Annotated in this window: 15 protein-coding genes and 1 tRNA gene; 6 read left to right on the top strand and 10 right to left on the bottom strand. The window is 45.5% G+C overall.

The window, feature by feature from the left end; all coding sequences use genetic code 11:
* Window positions 1–86 precede the first annotated feature (86 nt).
* The 3 genes from murB to U9S71_RS16220 all read left to right on the top strand — a co-directional run bounded on the left by murB (window position 87) and on the right by U9S71_RS16220 (window position 2083).
* Window positions 87–1115, top strand: a complete 1029-nt coding sequence (gene murB / locus U9S71_RS16230) for a UDP-N-acetylmuramate dehydrogenase (RefSeq protein WP_326328665.1) — start codon at window positions 87–89, stop codon at window positions 1113–1115.
* Between the two features lie 211 nt (window positions 1116–1326).
* Entirely contained in the window at window positions 1327–1842 is a 516-nt protein-coding gene (locus U9S71_RS16225) for an RNA polymerase sigma factor (RefSeq protein WP_326328663.1), read from the top strand.
* Window positions 1829–2083 carry a cytochrome b5 domain-containing protein gene (locus tag U9S71_RS16220; protein WP_326328662.1) on the top strand — a complete coding sequence of 85 codons (255 nt, stop codon included), beginning with the start codon at window positions 1829–1831 and terminating at the stop codon, window positions 2081–2083. Before U9S71_RS16225 ends, U9S71_RS16220 begins: the two co-directional genes overlap by 14 nt.
* A 9-nt stretch (window positions 2084–2092) precedes the next feature.
* On the opposite strand, the gene U9S71_RS16215 is transcribed toward U9S71_RS16220, so the two are convergent.
* Entirely contained in the window at window positions 2093–3007 is a 915-nt protein-coding gene (locus tag U9S71_RS16215) for a PfkB family carbohydrate kinase (RefSeq protein ID WP_326328661.1), read from the bottom strand.
* Window positions 3008–3171: 164 nt separating this feature from the next.
* Here U9S71_RS16215 and U9S71_RS16210 point away from each other — a divergent pair, with 164 nt between their 5' ends.
* Window positions 3172–4137: an NAD(P)-dependent alcohol dehydrogenase gene (locus U9S71_RS16210; RefSeq protein WP_326328660.1), complete on the top strand. Its 966-nt coding sequence runs from the start codon at window positions 3172–3174 to the stop codon at window positions 4135–4137.
* 411 nt (window positions 4138–4548) lie between these two features.
* Here U9S71_RS16210 and U9S71_RS16205 read toward each other — a convergent pair.
* From U9S71_RS16205 to mgtE, 4 genes are all read right to left on the bottom strand, one after another.
* Window positions 4549–4622, bottom strand: a tRNA-Asn gene (locus U9S71_RS16205).
* A 135-nt stretch (window positions 4623–4757) separates the two neighbouring features.
* Complete coding sequence (locus tag U9S71_RS16200; protein ID WP_326328659.1) at window positions 4758–5837, bottom strand: WD40/YVTN/BNR-like repeat-containing protein; 1080 nt, start codon at window positions 5835–5837, stop codon at window positions 4758–4760.
* The gene (locus U9S71_RS16195; protein WP_326328658.1) at window positions 5834–6484 is read right to left on the bottom strand and encodes a hypothetical protein; all 651 of its coding nucleotides are present in this window, start codon (window positions 6482–6484) and stop codon (window positions 5834–5836) included. Before U9S71_RS16195 ends, U9S71_RS16200 begins: the two co-directional genes overlap by 4 nt.
* Window positions 6481–7857 carry a magnesium transporter gene (mgtE, locus tag U9S71_RS16190; RefSeq protein ID WP_326328657.1) on the bottom strand — a complete coding sequence of 459 codons (1377 nt, stop codon included), beginning with the start codon at window positions 7855–7857 and terminating at the stop codon, window positions 6481–6483. Before mgtE ends, U9S71_RS16195 begins: the two co-directional genes overlap by 4 nt.
* A 35-nt stretch (window positions 7858–7892) precedes the next feature.
* On the opposite strand from mgtE, the gene U9S71_RS16185 reads away from it, so the two are divergent.
* Together U9S71_RS16185 and U9S71_RS16180 are read left to right on the top strand one after the other, a co-directional pair.
* On the top strand, window positions 7893–8063 hold the full coding sequence (locus tag U9S71_RS16185; protein WP_326328656.1) for a hypothetical protein: 171 nt from the start codon (window positions 7893–7895) through the stop codon (window positions 8061–8063).
* A 413-nt stretch (window positions 8064–8476) separates the two neighbouring features.
* Entirely contained in the window at window positions 8477–11308 is a 2832-nt protein-coding gene (locus tag U9S71_RS16180; RefSeq protein WP_326328655.1) for a PQQ-binding-like beta-propeller repeat protein, read from the top strand.
* A gap of 277 nt (window positions 11309–11585) precedes the next feature.
* Here the strand turns inward: U9S71_RS16180 and U9S71_RS16175 are convergent, their stop codons facing one another.
* The 5 genes from U9S71_RS16175 to U9S71_RS16155 form a co-directional block, all read right to left on the bottom strand.
* The gene (locus U9S71_RS16175; RefSeq protein ID WP_326328654.1) at window positions 11586–14039 is read right to left on the bottom strand and encodes a hypothetical protein; all 2454 of its coding nucleotides are present in this window, start codon (window positions 14037–14039) and stop codon (window positions 11586–11588) included.
* 295 nt (window positions 14040–14334) lie between these two features.
* Window positions 14335–14973: a hypothetical protein gene (locus U9S71_RS16170; protein ID WP_326328653.1), complete on the bottom strand. Its 639-nt coding sequence runs from the start codon at window positions 14971–14973 to the stop codon at window positions 14335–14337.
* Window positions 14974–14976: 3 nt separating this feature from the next.
* Window positions 14977–16209: a DUF4934 domain-containing protein gene (locus tag U9S71_RS16165; RefSeq protein ID WP_326328652.1), complete on the bottom strand. Its 1233-nt coding sequence runs from the start codon at window positions 16207–16209 to the stop codon at window positions 14977–14979.
* 252 nt (window positions 16210–16461) lie between these two features.
* Window positions 16462–17448: a DUF4934 domain-containing protein gene (locus tag U9S71_RS16160; protein ID WP_326328651.1), complete on the bottom strand. Its 987-nt coding sequence runs from the start codon at window positions 17446–17448 to the stop codon at window positions 16462–16464.
* 79 nt (window positions 17449–17527) lie between these two features.
* The gene (locus U9S71_RS16155) at window positions 17528–17902 is read right to left on the bottom strand and encodes a hypothetical protein (RefSeq protein WP_326328650.1); all 375 of its coding nucleotides are present in this window, start codon (window positions 17900–17902) and stop codon (window positions 17528–17530) included.
* Between the last annotated feature and the right edge of the window lie 592 nt (window positions 17903–18494).

The following is an 18494-nucleotide window of genomic DNA, read 5'->3' as shown; positions in this document are numbered from 1 at the left end:
GGTCAATCTGTTATCTTTGAGCACTCAGTTGTGCTACGTTAAAGGTAGTGAATATTTTGAATAGTTGAGCATATCGGTCAATTTTTATGGAACTATCGTTCAAAGAACACTTCCCATTAAAGAAATACAACACGTTTGGCGTAGACGCATTTGCCAAGCAATACGTAGAAGTCGATTCGGAAGAAGCGCTCGCCCAGTTATTCACCGAATACCGGGCCCGCACCCAACAGCCGTTGCTGGTTTTGGGAGGGGGTAGTAATATCCTGTTCACTCACGATTTTGACGGTTTGGTCATCCGCATTACCATTCCGGGCATACGCCACACCCTATTGCAAAATACCGCGATGGTCACGGCCGGTGCCGGCATCATCTGGAACGAGTTGGTGTGGTATTGCGTAGACCACCAATTTGCGGGCATGGAGAATCTCGCCCTCATCCCCGGCACGGTCGGCGCTGCGCCCATACAGAATATCGGTGCTTATGGCGTAGAGCAGAAAGATGTGTTTGTGAGTTGCCGCGTTTTTGATACACAACGTGGCGAGTTCTCCACATTCGACAAAGAAGCCTGCCGGTTTTCCTATCGGGAGAGTTATTTCAAGCGCGAAGCAAAGGGCAGGTATATCATTACCGAGGTTACCTACCAACTTTCGCTCACACCTTCCATCAACAAATCGTATGGTGCAATCGATGCCGAATTAGCCAAACGCGACATCACTGATCCGACCATAAAAGATATTGCCAGGGTAGTTTCTGCTATCCGGACCGACAAACTTCCGGACCCATCGACCATTGGCAACTCGGGAAGTTTCTTCAAAAACCCCATTGTGCACGTATCTTATTTGGAGCAGCTACAGTCCACTTTTCCAGACAAGGACTTCGTGTTTTACCCGATGGGGACCAACCATGTTAAACTTGCCGCCGGATGGCTGATCGAACAATGCGGCTGGAAGGGTAAGCGCATAGGCGATGCCGGCACTTGGAAAAACCAGGCACTGGTATTGGTAAATCACAAAAACGCCTCCGGATCAGCTATTTACGAGCTATCCGAACAGATTATCAATGATGTCAACACCCAATTCGGTATCACATTGGAGCGGGAAGTGAATATTTTATGAATTAATCAAAATTTTATTGTAAATTGGCCGTATGGTACGTGGCCTCGCGGCCAACTAGCACGATACTTGTAGTAACTAACGCGACACTAAGTAGACCGAAGTAAAAACGTCAGGTTTCCCCAATAAGCATTGCGACCGCTTATTTGGTATCATAAAATGTTTAACACGGAGATTCAGGCCCCAAGTCTGAACCCCCTTAAACCGTAAAAAGATGACGAGATTTGAGTTTAACACGTTAGTGGTGCAACACGCGGAGTCGTTAAGAGGTTATGCGCTGCATTTTACCCGTGATGACGAGGATGCCAATGATTTGGTGCAAGACACCATGCTGAAGGCCGTGACCTATCACGGCAAATTCAAAGAGGGTACAAACCTAAAAGGATGGTTATACACCATCATGAAAAACACCTTCATTAATAATTATCGACGTTTCGTAAAAACCAGCGGGTTGGTTTCCCAATCTAATGAAATCTCCAATGCGCACTTAGTACACAGTGCGGCCACCAATGCCGGCGAAAGGAAGTTCGTCATGGAAGACATCAAGGAGGCCATGTCCGATTTATCCGAAGACTACTACGTACCGTTCAGCATGTATTTTGAAGGGTATAAGTATCATGAGATATCCGAACACCTCCAGATTCCAATTGGCACGGTAAAAACACGCATCCATGTGGCACGGCGGACAATGAAGAAAACATTGAATGCCTATAAATATGAGCGAGTCTAGTGCAGAAGAAGGGCTACCTGTTTACTCCCCAGCGCAATTGGCGCTGCGAAACGGCCAAGATAAACCAGCGATATGGATAGCCTACCGCGGCTACATCTATGATGTTTCCAAAAGCAGGCTGTGGTTCCGCGGCATGCACTACGAACATTGGGCAGGACAGGATCTCACCGACGAGCTGTCGGATGCCCCGCATACCGAAGAGGTGTTTTCTCGATTTGAGGTGGTCGGCGTGCTGCTATAAGGGGCACCCCTAGATATCGAATTTACTAAGCTCTGTAAACCGTTCAATACGTTGGTTGATAAGGTCATTGTCCAGCTCCCGGAGCCGCTCAGTACCAAACTTCTCTACGCAGAAAGACGCCAGCGCCGAACCAAAAATAACCGCGTTTTTCATGTTGTTGAAATTCACCGTACCTACCTTGGCCAAATAACCAACAAAACCGCCGGCAAACGCATCGCCAGCACCTGTTGGGTCGTAAACTTCGGCAAGCGGTAAAGCCGGAGCAGCGAAAATCTGGTCTTCTCCAAACAGCAGGGCACCATGCTCCCCCTTTTTTATAATTAGGTATTTGGGTCCTAGTTGCAAGATTTTTTCGGCAGCTTTCACCAGCGCGTACTCCCCAGATAGTTGCCGCGCTTCTGCATCATTGATGGTTAGCACATCTACGTACTTCAACACACGGTGCAAGTCGTCCAATGCGATATCCATCCAGAAGTTCATGGTATCCAGCACCACCAGTTTGGGCTTGCGCTCCAGCCTGTCCAGCGTGGTTAGCTGAACCTGTGGTGTTAAGTTGCCCAACAGCAGGTATTCGCAATCCTGGTAACTGTCGGGAACAATCGGATCAAAATCGGCCAGCACATTGAGTTCAGTAACCAGCGTGTCGCGGCTGTTCATGTCGTTTTGGTACTTGCCCGACCAGAAAAAGGATTTCTCTCCTTCCTTCACCTGGACGCCCTCCAGATCGATTCCTTTTGACCGCAGAATATTCAGGTTATCCTCACCGAAATCGGCGCCCACAACACCGACCAGTTTCACGTGCTCATACAGGTAAGAAGCTGCAAGCCCCGCAAAAGTGGCTGCTCCGCCAACGATTTTATCCGTTTTCCCGAAAGGTGTTTCTATCGCATCGTAAGCGATGGTTCCGATAATGACTAAACTCATGGTAATGCTATTCAATTTGGGCGCAAAGGTATAGGTTTACATCGGCAAATAAAACAGCTTACGCGATAAATACCCGAGGGTAGACGCCACAGGCTAACACCGGAATTAACAAGAAGTTAATACAGAAAGATTATCTTTAACACATCATCAATGATCACGCGTAAATGAAAGCAGCAGTATACACCAAATACGGTCCGCCCGAAGTGGTATCGGTGATGGAGATCGAGAAGCCGCAACCGGCCGTCAAGGAGGTGCTCATAAAAATCCATGCCACTACCGTAAACCGCACAGATTGCGGGTTCCGGAGTGCGGAATACTTCGTGAGCCGCTTTTGGAGCGGGCTTCTAAAACCAAACACCAAGATACTCGGCAATGAATTTGCCGGTGAAATCGTAGGCATTGGCGGGGAGGTGACGCTGTTTAATATTGGCGACCGCGTGTTCGGTTACGACGATGGCCGCTTCGGGAGCCACGCCGAATACAAGGTTATCGCCGAAAGCGGCACGTTGTTTACAGTACCCGATCCCCTCACCTATCATGAAGTGGTACCCGCCACCGAGGGCGCCCACTATGCGCTGTCCAACATCCGGGCGGCAAAGGTAACGGCCGGACAACAGGTATTGGTCAACGGGGCCACCGGAGCAATCGGATCAGCGGCAGTACAGCTTCTGCATTACTTTGGCGCACATGTCACCGCCGTATGCGCTACGCCCCATATCGAGCTCGTTAGAAATCTGGGAGCCGATGTAGTTATTGACTACCTGAACGACGATTTCACAAAAACCGACCATAAATTTGATTTCATATTTGATGCCGTCGGGAAAAGCTCATTCGACCGATGCAAACCGCTCCTGAAGAAGAAAGGCATATATGTCTCTACCGAGTTGGGGAAAAATGGCGAAAATATCCCGCTTGCTTTGCTAACCCCAATCTTCGGGGGCCGCAAATGCATCTTCCCCATCCCCAAGTTCAGCACGGACGACATGCGGTTTTTGAAAGAGCGGATAGCCAATGGCGACTTCAGGCCGGTGATTGACCGGCATTACCCCCTGGACCAGATCGTGGACGCGTACCGATATGTGGAAACCGGACAGAAAATCGGCAATGTGGTCATCACGATAAACAGTTAACAACCCGCCCATTGCTACAACATATCCGGGAAAACGGTCATTTGGTTTTTGTAAAAATCGATTTTCTGATAGACCCGGTTGAAAAACATCTTCCTATCCTTCGTGCCCGCGGTGTTAAGCAGCTTCGAGTTTTTCAATTGGTGCTGGAAGAAATCATACACCGTGTTGCAGGTGTCATCAGCTTTCTTGTGATGCCCATAAATTTTTGTGCTTACGGTTGCCCTAATTTTTTCCTTAAGCACGCCCGAATTTCTGTTACATATTTGTAACAAAACGACGCGAAGTTCAACAAAAAACTATGTAAATCAAACCACATCGGAGAACCCGATTTGTCAAACGAAGACATCCCTAATCTTCGTTTATAAAGCATAAAAGCTGTTTTTCTTATCGAAAAACAGCTTTTTGTGTTTGCTCCTGAAGCTGGGCTCGAACCAGCGACCCTCTGATTAACAGTCAGATGCTCTAACCAGCTGAGCTATTCAGGAGTGTTTTAGCTGGTATACCCCGTTTTCGGGACTGCAATATTCGGAACTTTCCCTCGAATAAACAAAAAATATTTCAAAAACAACGCAATTCCCTAGATTTCAATCATTACCATTGTATCGCTAATTTATATTGCCCTATTCAAAAACATAATCGTACGGATATACCAACACATCCCAACTTTGGCCACCGTTGTTGGAGATGAATAAACGGTCCGCGCCATAAACGATGCCCGCACGCTCGCCATGGAAATCCATGGCGGTTCCGGACACTTCCAACCCATGCACGAATGCATCCAGCGCCGTCCATGTTCGTCCCCCATCCGTGCTTTTGGCCAACCCATTTTCCAGCAATGCGAAAGTGACGTTGGAAGAGGCCGCTTGGCAAGCGATGACCCCACCGCCAACCGCTACCGGCTCGAAGGAGATGCCACCATCCGCCGAGCGGAAAACAACACCTTCGCGGTTGTAGACTAACAGGTCATCCGCCGTGATGGGCGTAATCAACGGTTGGGCTACACCATCCAGCAACGCTCCGTCAGCCCATGACTGGCCGCCGTTTTCCGTCCGCAACACATGGACACGACCGCCTTCCTCTGGCACACCGTAAAGCATCCAGCCATGCTGGGGATTTGCAAAGCCAAAGGTCAGCGCCATTGCCCCTACTTTCTCCATCATCAACGAGCTCCGCTGCTGCTCCAGGTCCACGCTGTACAGTAACGCCCGCCTATCACCTCCTACCTCTTGCTGGCCCAACACCCAAACGGAGCCATCTGCCGCAATCGATAACTGCACGGCGGATACACCTCCCGCAGCGAGCAAACGTCCGTCTACGATGGGTTTGCCAAACGTTGTCCACGTTTTCCCATCATCCATTGAATACCGTAATGAAAACGACATCCCCTCGGTTTGAACGTGCACGACGACACCATCACCGAAAGCAACCATGCCATCCGTCGCTTGCCACGCGTGCGGCTCAAAGTGGAGCGACTGGAACCTGTCGGTGGTCGTAAATATGCCCGTCTCGGTAACGCCGCTGATTTGCTGCCGCCCATCGAAGTCGGCATGGATCATACCGTTACCTGCCATCAGTATGCCTACCTCCGGGTTGACGATCGGTTCCATGGGGTACAGATCAAGTAACGTATCTTCACCGTTGCAGCACCAAAACAGCGCAACGGCAGCCAGCATCATTATTTTTCTGCAGATCCTCATCATAAACTCAACATAGCCCCCACGGTGACGTTAAACGAATTGAAATTAAAGCGGTGGTTCCTCGGCGTGAGGTAACCCGATGCCAGGTCATCGTCGATAATATCCTTCCGGACTTTCAATCGGGGGCTGAAAAATTCGTATCCAAATTTCACATACCATTCGCGCATCTGTACCCGGAGCCCTGCTTCCTGCGAAAACCCAGTTCCCTTCAGGTAACTGTCCGAATAGGTGACATTTGCATCGTCACCATCACCTTCCTTCTCTGCATCGAAATTGGCCACCCAATTGAAATCGGCAGCGAGATAAGGGAAAAAAGTTGCCTGCCCCAGATAAAACACATCGTAGCTCACCTGCCCGCCCAGTTTAACAATCAACAGCTGTTCGGTTACCCAATCGTCTATTTTGTTGGAATAGAAAGTGACCCCCGCATGGGGCCGAAGCCGGAGCCGCCACTGATCGCCAAAAGCAAAAACAGGACCGATTTTGAGGTTTGCACCCGCGGGAAAAACGGAATGCATGGCAGACGCTGCAAACCGCTGCACCCCAATCTCAGCATCCAGAAAAACGGGGAACTTCTCTTGAGCGGAAAGACCCGATGCCGAAAGCATCCATAACATCCAACCCGCCAGTATGGTCTTGGTGTACTTCATAACAATACGCCGGCAAGGACAATCGTAGCCACGGTGAAGTAAATGATCAGGCCGGTCACATCCACTAGGGTAGACACGAACGGTGCAGACGAAGAGGCCGGGTCGGCGCCAAGCCGGCGTAGGAGGAACGGCAACATGGATCCTACCAGCGAGCCCCATAGCACCACGCCCAATAATGAAAAGCTAACCACCACCGCCACCAACAGCCAATGGTCGCCATAGGCATGCGCAAACGCCTGCCAAGTACATACACGGAGAAAACCCAGCCCACCTAGAATCAACCCCAGTAACAAACCCGAAAGGATCTCCCGTCGCATCACCCGCCACCAATCCGCGAGCGTTACCTCACCAAGTGCCATCGCCTGGATGATCAACGTGGATGCCTGCGACCCGCTGTTCCCACCACTCGAAAGAATCACTGGCATAAACAGGATAAGCACGGCACTGGCCAGCTGGCTTTCGTAATGTTCGAGCACCGTTGCTGTGAGCAGTTGCCCGAGAAAAAGTACAATCAGCCATCCGGCGCGTTTCTTCACCAGGTGGGGAATAGAAACATCGAGGTAAGGCTCGTCCAACGCTTCCGTACCACCGATGCGCTGCATGTCTTCGGTATACTCCTCGTTGGCCAGCCAAAGGATGTCATCTATGGTAACAATACCCAGCATGATGCCTTGCGAATCGACCACCGGAAGGGCTACGCGATTATTCATCCGGAAGACGGTGATGGCTTCCTCCTGTGGGTCGTTCGCATTAAGGGAAATCAAGCGACTGTCCATGATGTCCCTTACCCTTGTTTCGGGGTCGGCTAGCAGGATATTTCGTATCCGGATATCATCCAACAACTCCCCATTTTTATCGATGACATAGCACACGTCAATCGTCTCGGAATCCCGTCCATATTTGCGGATATGTTCGAGCACACGCGTGATGGTCCAGTGCTGTTTTACCGTGATGTAATCGGGCGTCATCAACCGCCCCACACTGTCTTCAGGATAGCCCAATAAAGCCAGTGCTTCCTTGCGTTCAGAGGGGGGTAAAAGAATGATCAATTGCTTCACCACGTCGCCCTTCAAATCACTAAAAAAAGACGTCCGATCATCTGGCGGCATTTCGTTGATCAGCTCCGTAATTTTCGGTGCCGCAAGCTTCGTGAAAATTCGCTCTTGTGTAGGGAAATCGAGGATGCCAAACACGTGGACAGCCCGGTTGATACTAAGGGTCTCGATGAAGGTTGCGCCGTACTCGGGCAGCTCATCGATGAGGGCTTCCACGTCCGATATATTCAGGTCATCGAGATACTCCTTGAGTTGCTCCCTACTCCCTTCTGCCAAGAGCATTTCGGTTTGTTCAACTAGCGTATCCAATTCGTCCATGAGCCCTCCTAACTTAAAAACTGTACCCTACATCGGTGAAAGATTTGCTTGCAAAAGTCGGCTTTTTTAATGAAAAGAACGAAGAAGTCGATGTGAAAAACGACGGGAAAAACAGACTGCCCGACATTAGGCAAACCCTCTATAAAAGACAAAATGACAGCGGACACAAAAAACATAAGCACGTCTCGCGCCAGCCAAAACTATAAGGCACTACCTGAGTAATGGCAGCAGTGCAGCACCCACGCAATGACGACACATCCGAAGGCCCGCGACGTGCAATTGTCGCTAAGCTTTTCGCGGCGGCCAGCGGATAGTGGGGGAGAGCATTTACATAGCAAATCACGGAGAACCGCTCGTCGCCCAGAAAAAAGCCGGCACCCAAACTCAAAAAGATAGTGTACTTTAGCTACCGATTTTCACCCATAAATACAGACGCACCAAATATGGATATTAATGCAATTTTTAGTTATGTTTTATCACATAATATTTGTAATATTGCTATAATTCAATAACATTTTGTATGCTGATAATCAAAATGAATATGAAATCACATAAACTTTTAGTTAACTTATATCAGATAAAAACATAACGTGATTACCAAATATATTAGCATATCCATATGAGCATATTACTTGAAGCACATTATAGTTTAAAAATCAGCTTATTAATCATATTATTATCATGTTTCGATTCACATAAGGCTTTTCCCCAGATTTTTAATGCCGACCAGTACCCGCCAAGTGTAAAATGGCGACAAATACAAACGGAAAAATTCCAATTGATTTACCCGTCTGCATTTGAAGACGAGGCTCAGCAACTGGCCAGCAAACTCGTGGAATTGCGTAAACGCGTAAGCGCGGACCTTGGTAAAGAGCCACGGAAAATTTCGATCATTCTCCAGAACCAGACCGTGGAATCGAACGGCAATGTTCAGCTTGCCCCCCGTCGATCGGAGTTCTATACCACCCCACCCCAGCAGGGTGATTTCCAAAATTGGCTAGACAATCTCGCCATCCACGAGCTACGACACGTGGTACAGTTTGACAAATTGACAGGCTACTTACGAGCTCCTTTTTTTGAACAATTGGCGTTGGCCATTTACGGAGTCACCCTCCCCGCGTGGTTTTTTGAGGGCGACGCGGTGGTGGCGGAAACCCGGCTTTCCAATGCGGGGCGCGGCCGTCTTCCCTCTTGGGAAATGCCTTTCCGAACGAACTTGCTCAGCGGCAAAAAATACAGTTACCAGAAAGATTATTTAGGATCGCTCAAGAACGTCACACCGGGGTTCTACGAGCTTGGCTATTTCATGACCTCCGCCCTGCGGGACGACTATGGCGCGGGTATCCTCGATAGCCTGATGACCCGCATGGCCAAGCTGCCAATCCGCCCTTATAATTTCACCAATTCACTTCACAAATTCACCGGTTATGGTACGCGGAAATGGCATGTAAAAGTCACCGAAAATCTCCACGGAAAATGGCAGAAACAACTACTGGAAAACGACCCAATAGACTATCCGGTTTTATCGCCAAAACCGGATGGAAAACCGGCGAGTTGGCTGCTGCCGCAGGCCCTGCCCGACGGGCGTATTATCGCGCTGTACAGGGGCGTGCGCGAGGCACCCAAAATCGTCATCCTAGACCCGGCCGACGGGCACACAGAGGTGGTAAAAACCGGGCGTCAAACCGAGCCTCATTTCGCCTATGCTGCAGGCAAAATCGTGTGGGATGAAGTACGTCGGCATAGCCGCTACGGCAAGCGTACATACAGCGTTATCAACCTATATAACCTCGAGCAAAAGACCTATCACCAGCTTACACGGAAGAGCAGATACTTCTCACCAACACTAAATCCGGACGGCTCACAAGTGGCTGTGGTAGCCGTCGACGAAAGCAATAAAGTGAGCTTGGTAGTGCTCGATACCGCGACCGGGGAGATGCTAGCAAGCTTTCCCGCACCCGAAAACATCCTACTCCAGACGCCTGCTTATGACCCTACAGGCACCAAGGTGGTGGCAACCGGCATATCCGAAAAAGGCGCTACAATTGTGGAGCTAGACATCCCGACAGGCACGTACCGCTACCTGCTCGACTGGCAAGCCCAGCAAATCGAACGGCCGGTATACGCCGGCCATCGCATCGTGTTCAAAGCGCATTTCAACGGTATCGACAATGTGTATGCACTGGACCAACACGGTATGGTCTACCAGTTGACGAATGCCCGCTTCGGAGCATTCAACCCTTCAGTAGACACCACCGGCAACCAACTATGGTTCAACAATTACCAAGTAAATGGCTACGAAATCAGTCGCCTGAAAATGGATGATTTGCCGATAAGCCATTTTAAGGCCCCCTTAAGCAAAAAACACAATTTAAAGACTAAAGATGCGCCGAAAGAGGAGTTATGGCCTTCTACAACCTATAACGGCGTCAAAAATCTGATAAACTTCCATAGTTTGTCGATAGACAACGGTAATTTTGACAATATCGGCGACATCAAACCCGGGGTCTACTGGCTTTCTGACGACCTGTTAAACACGACGCAGGTCCGTCTTGGCTACCAATACGACAGCGATATCCGTTCGAGCACCTACTCAGCAACTGTGGCTTACCAGCGTTTCTTTCCCAAGTTCTCGTTGGCATACAGCAACCGCGGACAACTGGCCGCGGCCCAGGTAACCGGCGAATCGGCAGTAGACACCATACGCATTCGCTGGCGGGAAAACGTGGCCACATTGCAAATGGACATCCCGCTTGTTTTCTACCGGCTCAACCATGTGTTCACCACCGGCGTAAGTGCAGCAACATCCTACACCAACCGGTACGGATTGAGCGAGCCGCAACTCCAGGAAAAATTCATCAGCGGCGTCCGGTTCCCTATGCAGTACCAAGCCTATTTCAACCACAACGTGCGGCAGAGTGCCTTGGATCTGGCCCCACGGTGGGGGCAGAACGTCAGCGTCAGCTATCGGCATTTCCCGTTCGACGGCAACCTCAGCGGCAAACACCTCTCCGTGCGTACAGCCTTCTATTTTCCGGGCCTGTGGAGCAACCATTCGCTGCTTGCCCGGTTCAGCTACCAACGGCGCAGTGGAAGCTACCAAATGGCCGATGATATCCCATTGGTAAGCGGCTACGACCGGCTGCAACCGGTGCCGGTAGACAATACGCTACTATTCAGCTACCGGTTTCCCATTGCCTATCCCGACTGGGCCATCGGCCCGCTGGCTTATATCAAACGCTTTAAAGGCGGGGTGTTTGCCGACTTCCAGAATGTGCGCACGGGCGTGCCCTTCCAGCCCCGTACGTTTGGCCTTGGGTTAAGGGCCGATATGAATCTCCTACGGTTTTACTTGCCCGATTTCGACATTGGCGTCAAATTGGTTTACGCCAACGAGGCGAGCGCGCCGCAGCGGGTTTTCGCCACGTACAGTATTGGGTATATTTATTGAGGAAATGGCATAAGAGAGGCGGCCTAAAACCGACACCAGCACATTCATAACGCTATAATACTATAACAAATTTTAGATTTAATATATTTGCTTCTGACTCGTAATCTGAAACAGCCGAGCGGTGTTTGCTTGCCTTTATTGTGTGTCTCTGCATAAAATAGTTAATTAAAGGTAGATTGGCCTGTAAAAGATGAATAGGCCAGACCAATTAACAATACAAACGCTCTCAGCCGCGTTATTCCTATTCTGGCAAATCTATACATGTCAGTCAATTAGTTTAAAAAAATCTTGGGTAGTAGGATAGGCTTAGCATAATATATTGGCGTAGATTATTGGTCTGTTCCCTTCTTACGATATTTTCGTTCGAAAAGGTACTAATGTTTTTGCTGTTGTTCAATATATCATAGATAGATAACTTAATCTCTATCTGCTCTTTTTTCAACATGCGGTAGTAGACATGAGCATTCCAAAAATACAGGTAGTCCGAGGATATTCCTTTGATGTAAGAGTTGGTGGTGGTGATACTGCTAATGAAAGTAGTCCGTCGTGGCCACGTGATGGTGAAGTCCATTCCCACGGAATTGTTTCCTGAGTTTGTCGTATGGCCATTGGAGGTATTCAGGTATTTTTTAGAGGCAATACGCATACTGACCAAAAAGTGATCATAGAGAGCCCCTGTCACCAAGCCATTCAGGGATGAGGTTATATTGTCATTGATGGATCGTATGCCATTATTGAAATAATAGTTTTGTCCTTTTCTGATATAAGCGGCCAGCGAGAAATTCAAGGGTACGGGGCCAAGTTTTGGGGCACTTTTATATCGATAGTCTATGTCATAAAAAGGAAGCCCTGCTGCATTGACCACATAGGATATTCTTCTTCCGTCTACCTGATACATACTGCTGTCTACCATTTGATGGGCGACGAGGGTATAATTGAGTTGAAAGCGATGCGAACTACTGGTTACGCTACTCCTGCGAGAATATTCAAATCCGAATTTGTACTGTTCCTCGGGCTTCAAGGTGGGGTTGCCCACCAGGTTGTAGTCTTTTTGTGTCTCATCCATTACCGCCACCAGCTGCTCTAGTTCGGGCTGTCGGATGCTTGTCTTCAGGGCCAATGTCCATGAACTGTTCCACAATTGTCTCCTTTGTTGATAAAATAGGCTGCCTGAAGGAATAGGCAGGGATATTTGTTGGTCGAGATTGCGCATCAAATTGTCAGACTGATTGCTACGTATAGTTGTAGATAGGTCCATTTTAGTGGTAAATCCCCAAATATCAGTGCCTCTGGGGATGGTTTTGAAATACGACCTCCCTAGAGATAGGCCCGGCATCCACTCCAGCTCATTGAATTGGTCCCTAAATGTCAAATTTTTGTTGATTGTATAGTTGTTGGTCGCTGTATCAAGGAATATATCTTTTTGATCCGTATCTATATCATCCCATTTGACTGTGTTGTTGAGTTTCAGCTCCCAATTCGTGTAACCTCTGCTAATAATGGGTTTGAGATTGACACTAGCAATGAGATCATGCTGATTCCTACGGAGCTGTTTGTTCATGGTACGGTCAACATACTCTGAAATGCCCTGCTCAACGTTGTCAAAAGAAGAAAGTTGATGTATTTTGTCCTCTTTATCTGAAGAGTTGAGCCGATAGGATAGGCTGAACTTTTCTTGATTTTTTAATATGCCATTCTTAACTTTTGTTGCATATTCTATTTTGAAATCTCCTGCGGTCAATGTCGAAGAGTTTTGGGTGCCTGTTGCCCATGTAGACAGTACATTGTCTTCGTCGCCCCGTACAGTTCTATCACGTTGTCCCTCATTGTTGTATTTAGTCTGCACTAATTTTGAACTTACGCTGAACAGCCGATACCTATCCTTAAAGCTAGCATCTCCGCCGATAGACCATCGATCTTGGCGTCTTTTCTGGTTGTTGACCTGTGCGATCATTTGATCATTTTGGTCTTCAAAATTCCTGAACTCCAGCATATCACTGTCGAGTTCGGTTTCATCAGATGTGTAGAGCATTTCTACATTGCTCGTAATAAGGGGGCTCCACTCCCGATCAAATCTGGCTCCACCTACCATAAAGCGGTTCAATCCTGGCTTGCCAAAAGCAGGAGCATAGATATTTATATCCTCTCCACCAGCTTTATAGACATTGCTCCTCAAGACCTCTTTCAGGGAGCGCAATCGTTTGTTGGTGTTGTTCTTGCCTCCATACATACTGATCTGATTCTTACTGTCAAAATAGTTCATCAATAGGATGGCTTCCGAGCGGTTTTGGTTACCAACACTGCCTTGGATTTTTCCAAACAAACCATTTGGTTTCTTGAGCCGGATATCCATCTCCAGTATTGCTTCTTCGTCCAGCCGCTGCTGGGGCTGCTCATAGACTTTTATGTTGTCTACTGCTCCACTGGGCAGGTTGCGCGTGGAGGTGACGACATCGCTTCCGAAAAACGGCTTTCCGTTCACGAGTACCCGTTCTACTTTTTTGCCGTTGACAGTGATCTCCCCGTCTCCCCATACGACGATGCCGGGCACTTTCTTTAACAGGTCTTCGACTACCGCATTGGGTTGGACCGAAAAAGCTTCGGGATTGATAACAAGTGTATCTTTATGCATCATGATAGGTGGCTTGCCGATGTCTACTTCTTCGATCAGGATAGACCGCTTGGCCATAGTGATGTCCCCCAGATCTATACTTCTACTTCCTTGCTTCAAACGCAGCTGTCTGCTTATTGCCACAAAACCTAGGTGTGAGACTTCGATTAAAAAAACAGAATCGGTCGAAGGGATGGCACTGAAATTAAAAACACCACTATTGTTAGTGAATCCATATTTCAACATATCTATTCTGTCCTTGTGATACAGTGTTACGGTAGCCTCCGAGATCGCATTCTCATTAAGTGAATCAAGGACACGGCCACGAATCGAAATCTGTTTCAACGAATCCGTCTGACTGTAGCATATGAAGTAAAAGCATACTAGATGAATAAGGGTAAGGAAAACGTGTTTATTAATCAAAATATGTAGCAATATTCTGTAAATATGTGTCTGTTTGGCGACTGTGTTCTTTAAATGGGACAAAAATCTTACTGACCTCTAAGTTTTTATTTTTCAACACAAATAGGAACGGCAGATTCTTGTTTTCTAGCTTAAGCCCCAGCTTTTCTTTGTCAAGTATATATATAGGGAATTTCCATGCACTACCCTTGTATTTGATTCGTAACTCTCTGGAACTGTATCCGTCTACCAGGATACATACTTTCTTTTCCTCGACTTTAAATAGTCTGGTCAATTTGTCCAATATTTGATCCACGCATAGGTGGCAATCAAATTTGGAATATCGAAAGACCAATATAGGAAAATCGGCGGAAATATCCGCCAAGGAGATGATCGTGTTATTGGAATCCAGTAGAGTTAGGTTACCATTTATCTCTTGTCCTGCATTGGGGATCACAAGCTCAGGATATATATCCCAAAAAAAAGTACGATTGTCATTGACCGGTGCCGAATGAGGTACATTTTGTTGTTCATTGTTACTTTTGGTTTCATTCGATGAGAATCGTCCCAATCCAAATCCCAGTAATATCAAAAGTAAACCAGTGATAAGCAGTATATGTTTATGTCTGTTCGATAGACCCGTATTGGACATGTTCTATTGTTTTAAGTAAGAGAATTGGAGAATGGGGTTTCGAAAACTTTTCTGGAGAAATCTCTTTAGATCTGCTATTCGCAATCTGTCGTCATCAGGATTGTCCTCATAGAATCTTTTTATTGTTTTAAAATCAACATTGGTTATCAATGCGTTTCCATCTACCGCTAGGATCTTACGCGTGTGGGGTGTGCTCGGAAATCCCCAATTGGATAGCTCTATATGTGAAAAATCGTATAAATCGTTCGTTTCCAAGTGGTAAAGCAGGGCGTTCCCAGCGGTCATTTGAAAGGTTAACCAATCTCCGGCTTGGTACACGTTTAAAAAATAATAAACTCGATTGGGGACATATTTAGTAGTGGAATTAGTATGAATATACTCTTTACGATGACCATCATAGCTACTATCAGACAGGAAATCTGTTGGCAGGGAGTTTTCCAACGGAAGAATGATCCGGTATCTTTCGGTGAGTATTCCAGATGGGAGCAATTCGTATATCGTGTAGTTGTAGGGTTGGGTAAAAAAAAGATGATTTTGACCGGAGGGATAGAAGTAGCGCTTTATTCCAAACAATTCGTCTCGATAGTCCATCCTCGCCGTGTCAAAATAGAGATTAGCATTTGTCCTTTGTCTGGTTTTGCGGTCAAATACCTCGATATTTGGAAACAGTCCATCCTTTGGTTCTGTCAGTTCAGTCCGGTAACGGTAATATCTTATCTCCAGATTGTTGAAAAACACAGTTTCTTGGATTCGCGCCTTTACGTCTTCCTTGCGAAGAAATCGTCCTTCAAAATCGAAATAGCAAACAACCTTATGGGGCTCAGCGAAAGAGCAGGCTATTGTTCGCTCCGCATGATTTACCGCAAGGTTGTATATATCTTGGAAAGGGTCGGGTAGATCTTTGTTGTTTGTCGCTATCTTGTTGATAAAGCGACCATTCCTGTCAAAAAGAAGGACAATATCCAAGCTCTCGTCCAAAATAATATAACGATCTTTCATAACCAACAGTTTCGAAATCTGCCGAAACTCTGATGCCTTGACGGTTTCAAGGGGTACAAAGCGTACTGAATCAAACATCGCTGTCTCAGACGCTACACTTGCGGTAGCAGATGCAATACGCAACTCTTTTGGACTTTTGTCCCCGAGATCTTGTGCATAGACCACCTTTGATGGATACAGCTGTATTAGGAGTATAAAAGGGAGGAAAGCATATGCCTGATTAAAACGTCTTGTCATAGGACACGTCATTTTTGAAAGTAGTTAGTAGCAATATCGGGTTCTGATTATTTCCTTTGTTATATATTTCATTGATATATGTTGGCAATGTGTTTGTATCTCCTCCACTTTTACTGTAATTATTTATTAAATCAATAAACTGCTTGGAGGAGAAGGCAGAGAGTATTTTGTTCTTGTCCATAGCTAGTACTTTATTGCCTAAAATAGGTAAAAGATTTGTGCTTGAATCTGAGATATAATTTGTTAAACTAATTAAAGATCTTGTCGGTATATTATATAGAAACTTATCCGAATAGGCTCCACCAACCAGCCGGAATAAAAGATTTTTGCCTGTTTTGAAAAAATCAGTAACCAAATATATTTTTTTCCATTGTTTTTAATAAATTGTTTCCTCTTCTTACTGTATAACGGGTTTGTCGTAAAATCCTCAGGTATGCACAATTGATTTGGAAACCGAAATTGGAAGGCTCTGGCCATTCCGCCTAAATCGTCAAAACAATAGATGTTATAACTGTAAGGTTTACTAAAGAACACCAGGCTGTCTGAGTCGAAAAAGTAATTGCTGGAACCGTATGTGTCTTCTCTGTTTATGATAGTAGCATCAAATGGCAAATAGGCATGGACTAGGGCCTCACCTTTAAATATTTTTATATTTGAAGGAGCCTCCTTGTTTATCTGAAAACCTCTATAGGCGAAATAGCTTAGTTGATATTCATTTATATTATGATTCTCTCTTATATGATAATCTATTCCTTCCTTTGGATAGACTCGTAATAAATTTCCGTCGAGGTCAAATTCGAACTTGTTAAATGAATCCAAATCGTTAAAATAGATCTTTTTGTTGTATTTATCTATAGTGAAATAGAGGATTTTTTTATAGGAGTTTGGTGATTCGTCATTACCTGGGCTGATTTTTTTTAGAAATTTGCCTTTCTTAGTGAAGAATAAAATTTGGCTTGTATTCTTGTCTAAGATAATATAGCGATCGTCTATGCTTGCAATCTGGGATATCTCTGAAAACTCTGAATCTATTGTGGTTTCCAAAGGAATAAAGTTAATTGAATTAACGAAATCATCTGTTTTTAATAAAATGCTTTTTTGAGGATCTATATTTATTATTTCAAAGTGCTCGTGATCGAGAATAGCGGGTGCAGATGAATCTGAAATAGGGTTGTTATTTTTGCAGCCTGAGATGGAAATAAGAATAATAAAAAAGTAAGTGCATTTTGCTGTATTCATAATTGTAGTAGAAACGACTTATAAAAATTTAGAGTGAGTCTAAGTTTATAAGATATCTTTGTTATTGATAAATTTATTGTTAATTAGACGGTAATGGAACAAATACTGGTTCACAATCAAGAGAACCCGAATAAACATCAATTTGGGTACATGAGGATGTTGTATCTGCTGATAGTTCACAGGTTACATAGTTTGCTGTCCCCATAACTTCTTCTGTCTCATATAAGTATCCGATTAATTCATGCTCAGAATTAAAAACGGGTTCCGATATAAAACCAGTATTTTTACAATAAGAGCATTCTGTACTGCCTTCATCAAGAAATACATAACCCCGTTTCGTGGTTGCTGTTCCCGTACAACCATCCTCAACGAGAATTGCAGACATACTATTCTCTATCGAAAAAATGACTAATAAAACTACACTTGAAATTAGAATAATTTGTGCTTTTTTCATGGCTTTTAAATTTATATTAGACTCACTCTAGTTCATTTTTATAGTTAGCTGATTTAGCTATTCCAAAAAATATTTAACTCTGCACTATTTAAGTCAAATCGATCCCGTTTTTGTTTAACTATCAATACCATCTAAAACTATTTATTGATTTCATTAGTGTCCCGTTAAAGTTCATGAATTCAGCTATTTTAATTTGAATTACAATCGGTTATACGTAATTACCGAGTAAATGGACTTCAATTTATAATCTTGTAATACTAGGGATGCGTTAAGTTTTCAAAATTTCTTGTAAAACACTGTATATAAATACATTATCGTTGTTCTTTGATTTTTTGATTTGAATTGACCTGTAGATTTGCCGACCTGAAAAGCACGCTCTCCATTTACGAAATCATGCAGATTCTCGGAATCTCGGTGTTTGATAAAACACCGCTAAAGGATCTAATCGCTCAGGATCAAAAAAATCAAAGTGTCAAATACTGGTGATGCGTTAAGTTTTAATAAAAACTCGTAATATTATGATTTTTAGCTAATTATATAATCTATGCGTTTTTTTGATTTGAATTAAGTTTCAAGGCAGCCAAAGGATAAA

It is taken from the genome of Parapedobacter flavus (genome assembly GCF_035818675.1).
Taxonomy (GTDB): domain Bacteria; phylum Bacteroidota; class Bacteroidia; order Sphingobacteriales; family Sphingobacteriaceae; genus Parapedobacter; species Parapedobacter flavus.
The sequence above is the reverse complement of the archived record's forward strand: the minus strand, read 5'-3'. Positions and strand labels throughout refer to the sequence as shown.

What these genes read in the sequence shown, in the direction of transcription:
- U9S71_RS16195 (WP_326328658.1), bottom strand. Translation starts at nt 6,484, where the DNA reads ATGAAGTACACCAAGACCATACTGGCGGGTTGGATGTTATGGATGCTT.
- U9S71_RS16225 (WP_326328663.1), top strand. Translation starts at nt 1,327, where the DNA reads ATGACGAGATTTGAGTTTAACACGTTAGTGGTGCAACACGCGGAGTCG.
- U9S71_RS16170 (WP_326328653.1), bottom strand. Translation starts at nt 14,973, where the DNA reads ATGTCCAATACGGGTCTATCGAACAGACATAAACATATACTGCTTATC.
- U9S71_RS16160 (WP_326328651.1), bottom strand. Translation starts at nt 17,448, where the DNA reads ATGAATACAGCAAAATGCACTTACTTTTTTATTATTCTTATTTCCATC.
- U9S71_RS16165 (WP_326328652.1), bottom strand. Translation starts at nt 16,209, where the DNA reads ATGACAAGACGTTTTAATCAGGCATATGCTTTCCTCCCTTTTATACTC.
- U9S71_RS16155 (WP_326328650.1), bottom strand. Translation starts at nt 17,902, where the DNA reads ATGAAAAAAGCACAAATTATTCTAATTTCAAGTGTAGTTTTATTAGTC.
- U9S71_RS16180 (WP_326328655.1), top strand. Translation starts at nt 8,477, where the DNA reads ATGAGCATATTACTTGAAGCACATTATAGTTTAAAAATCAGCTTATTA.
- mgtE (WP_326328657.1), bottom strand. Translation starts at nt 7,857, where the DNA reads ATGGACGAATTGGATACGCTAGTTGAACAAACCGAAATGCTCTTGGCA.
- murB (WP_326328665.1), top strand. Translation starts at nt 87, where the DNA reads ATGGAACTATCGTTCAAAGAACACTTCCCATTAAAGAAATACAACACG.
- U9S71_RS16200 (WP_326328659.1), bottom strand. Translation starts at nt 5,837, where the DNA reads ATGATGAGGATCTGCAGAAAAATAATGATGCTGGCTGCCGTTGCGCTG.
- U9S71_RS16215 (WP_326328661.1), bottom strand. Translation starts at nt 3,007, where the DNA reads ATGAGTTTAGTCATTATCGGAACCATCGCTTACGATGCGATAGAAACA.
- U9S71_RS16220 (WP_326328662.1), top strand. Translation starts at nt 1,829, where the DNA reads ATGAGCGAGTCTAGTGCAGAAGAAGGGCTACCTGTTTACTCCCCAGCG.
- U9S71_RS16210 (WP_326328660.1), top strand. Translation starts at nt 3,172, where the DNA reads ATGAAAGCAGCAGTATACACCAAATACGGTCCGCCCGAAGTGGTATCG.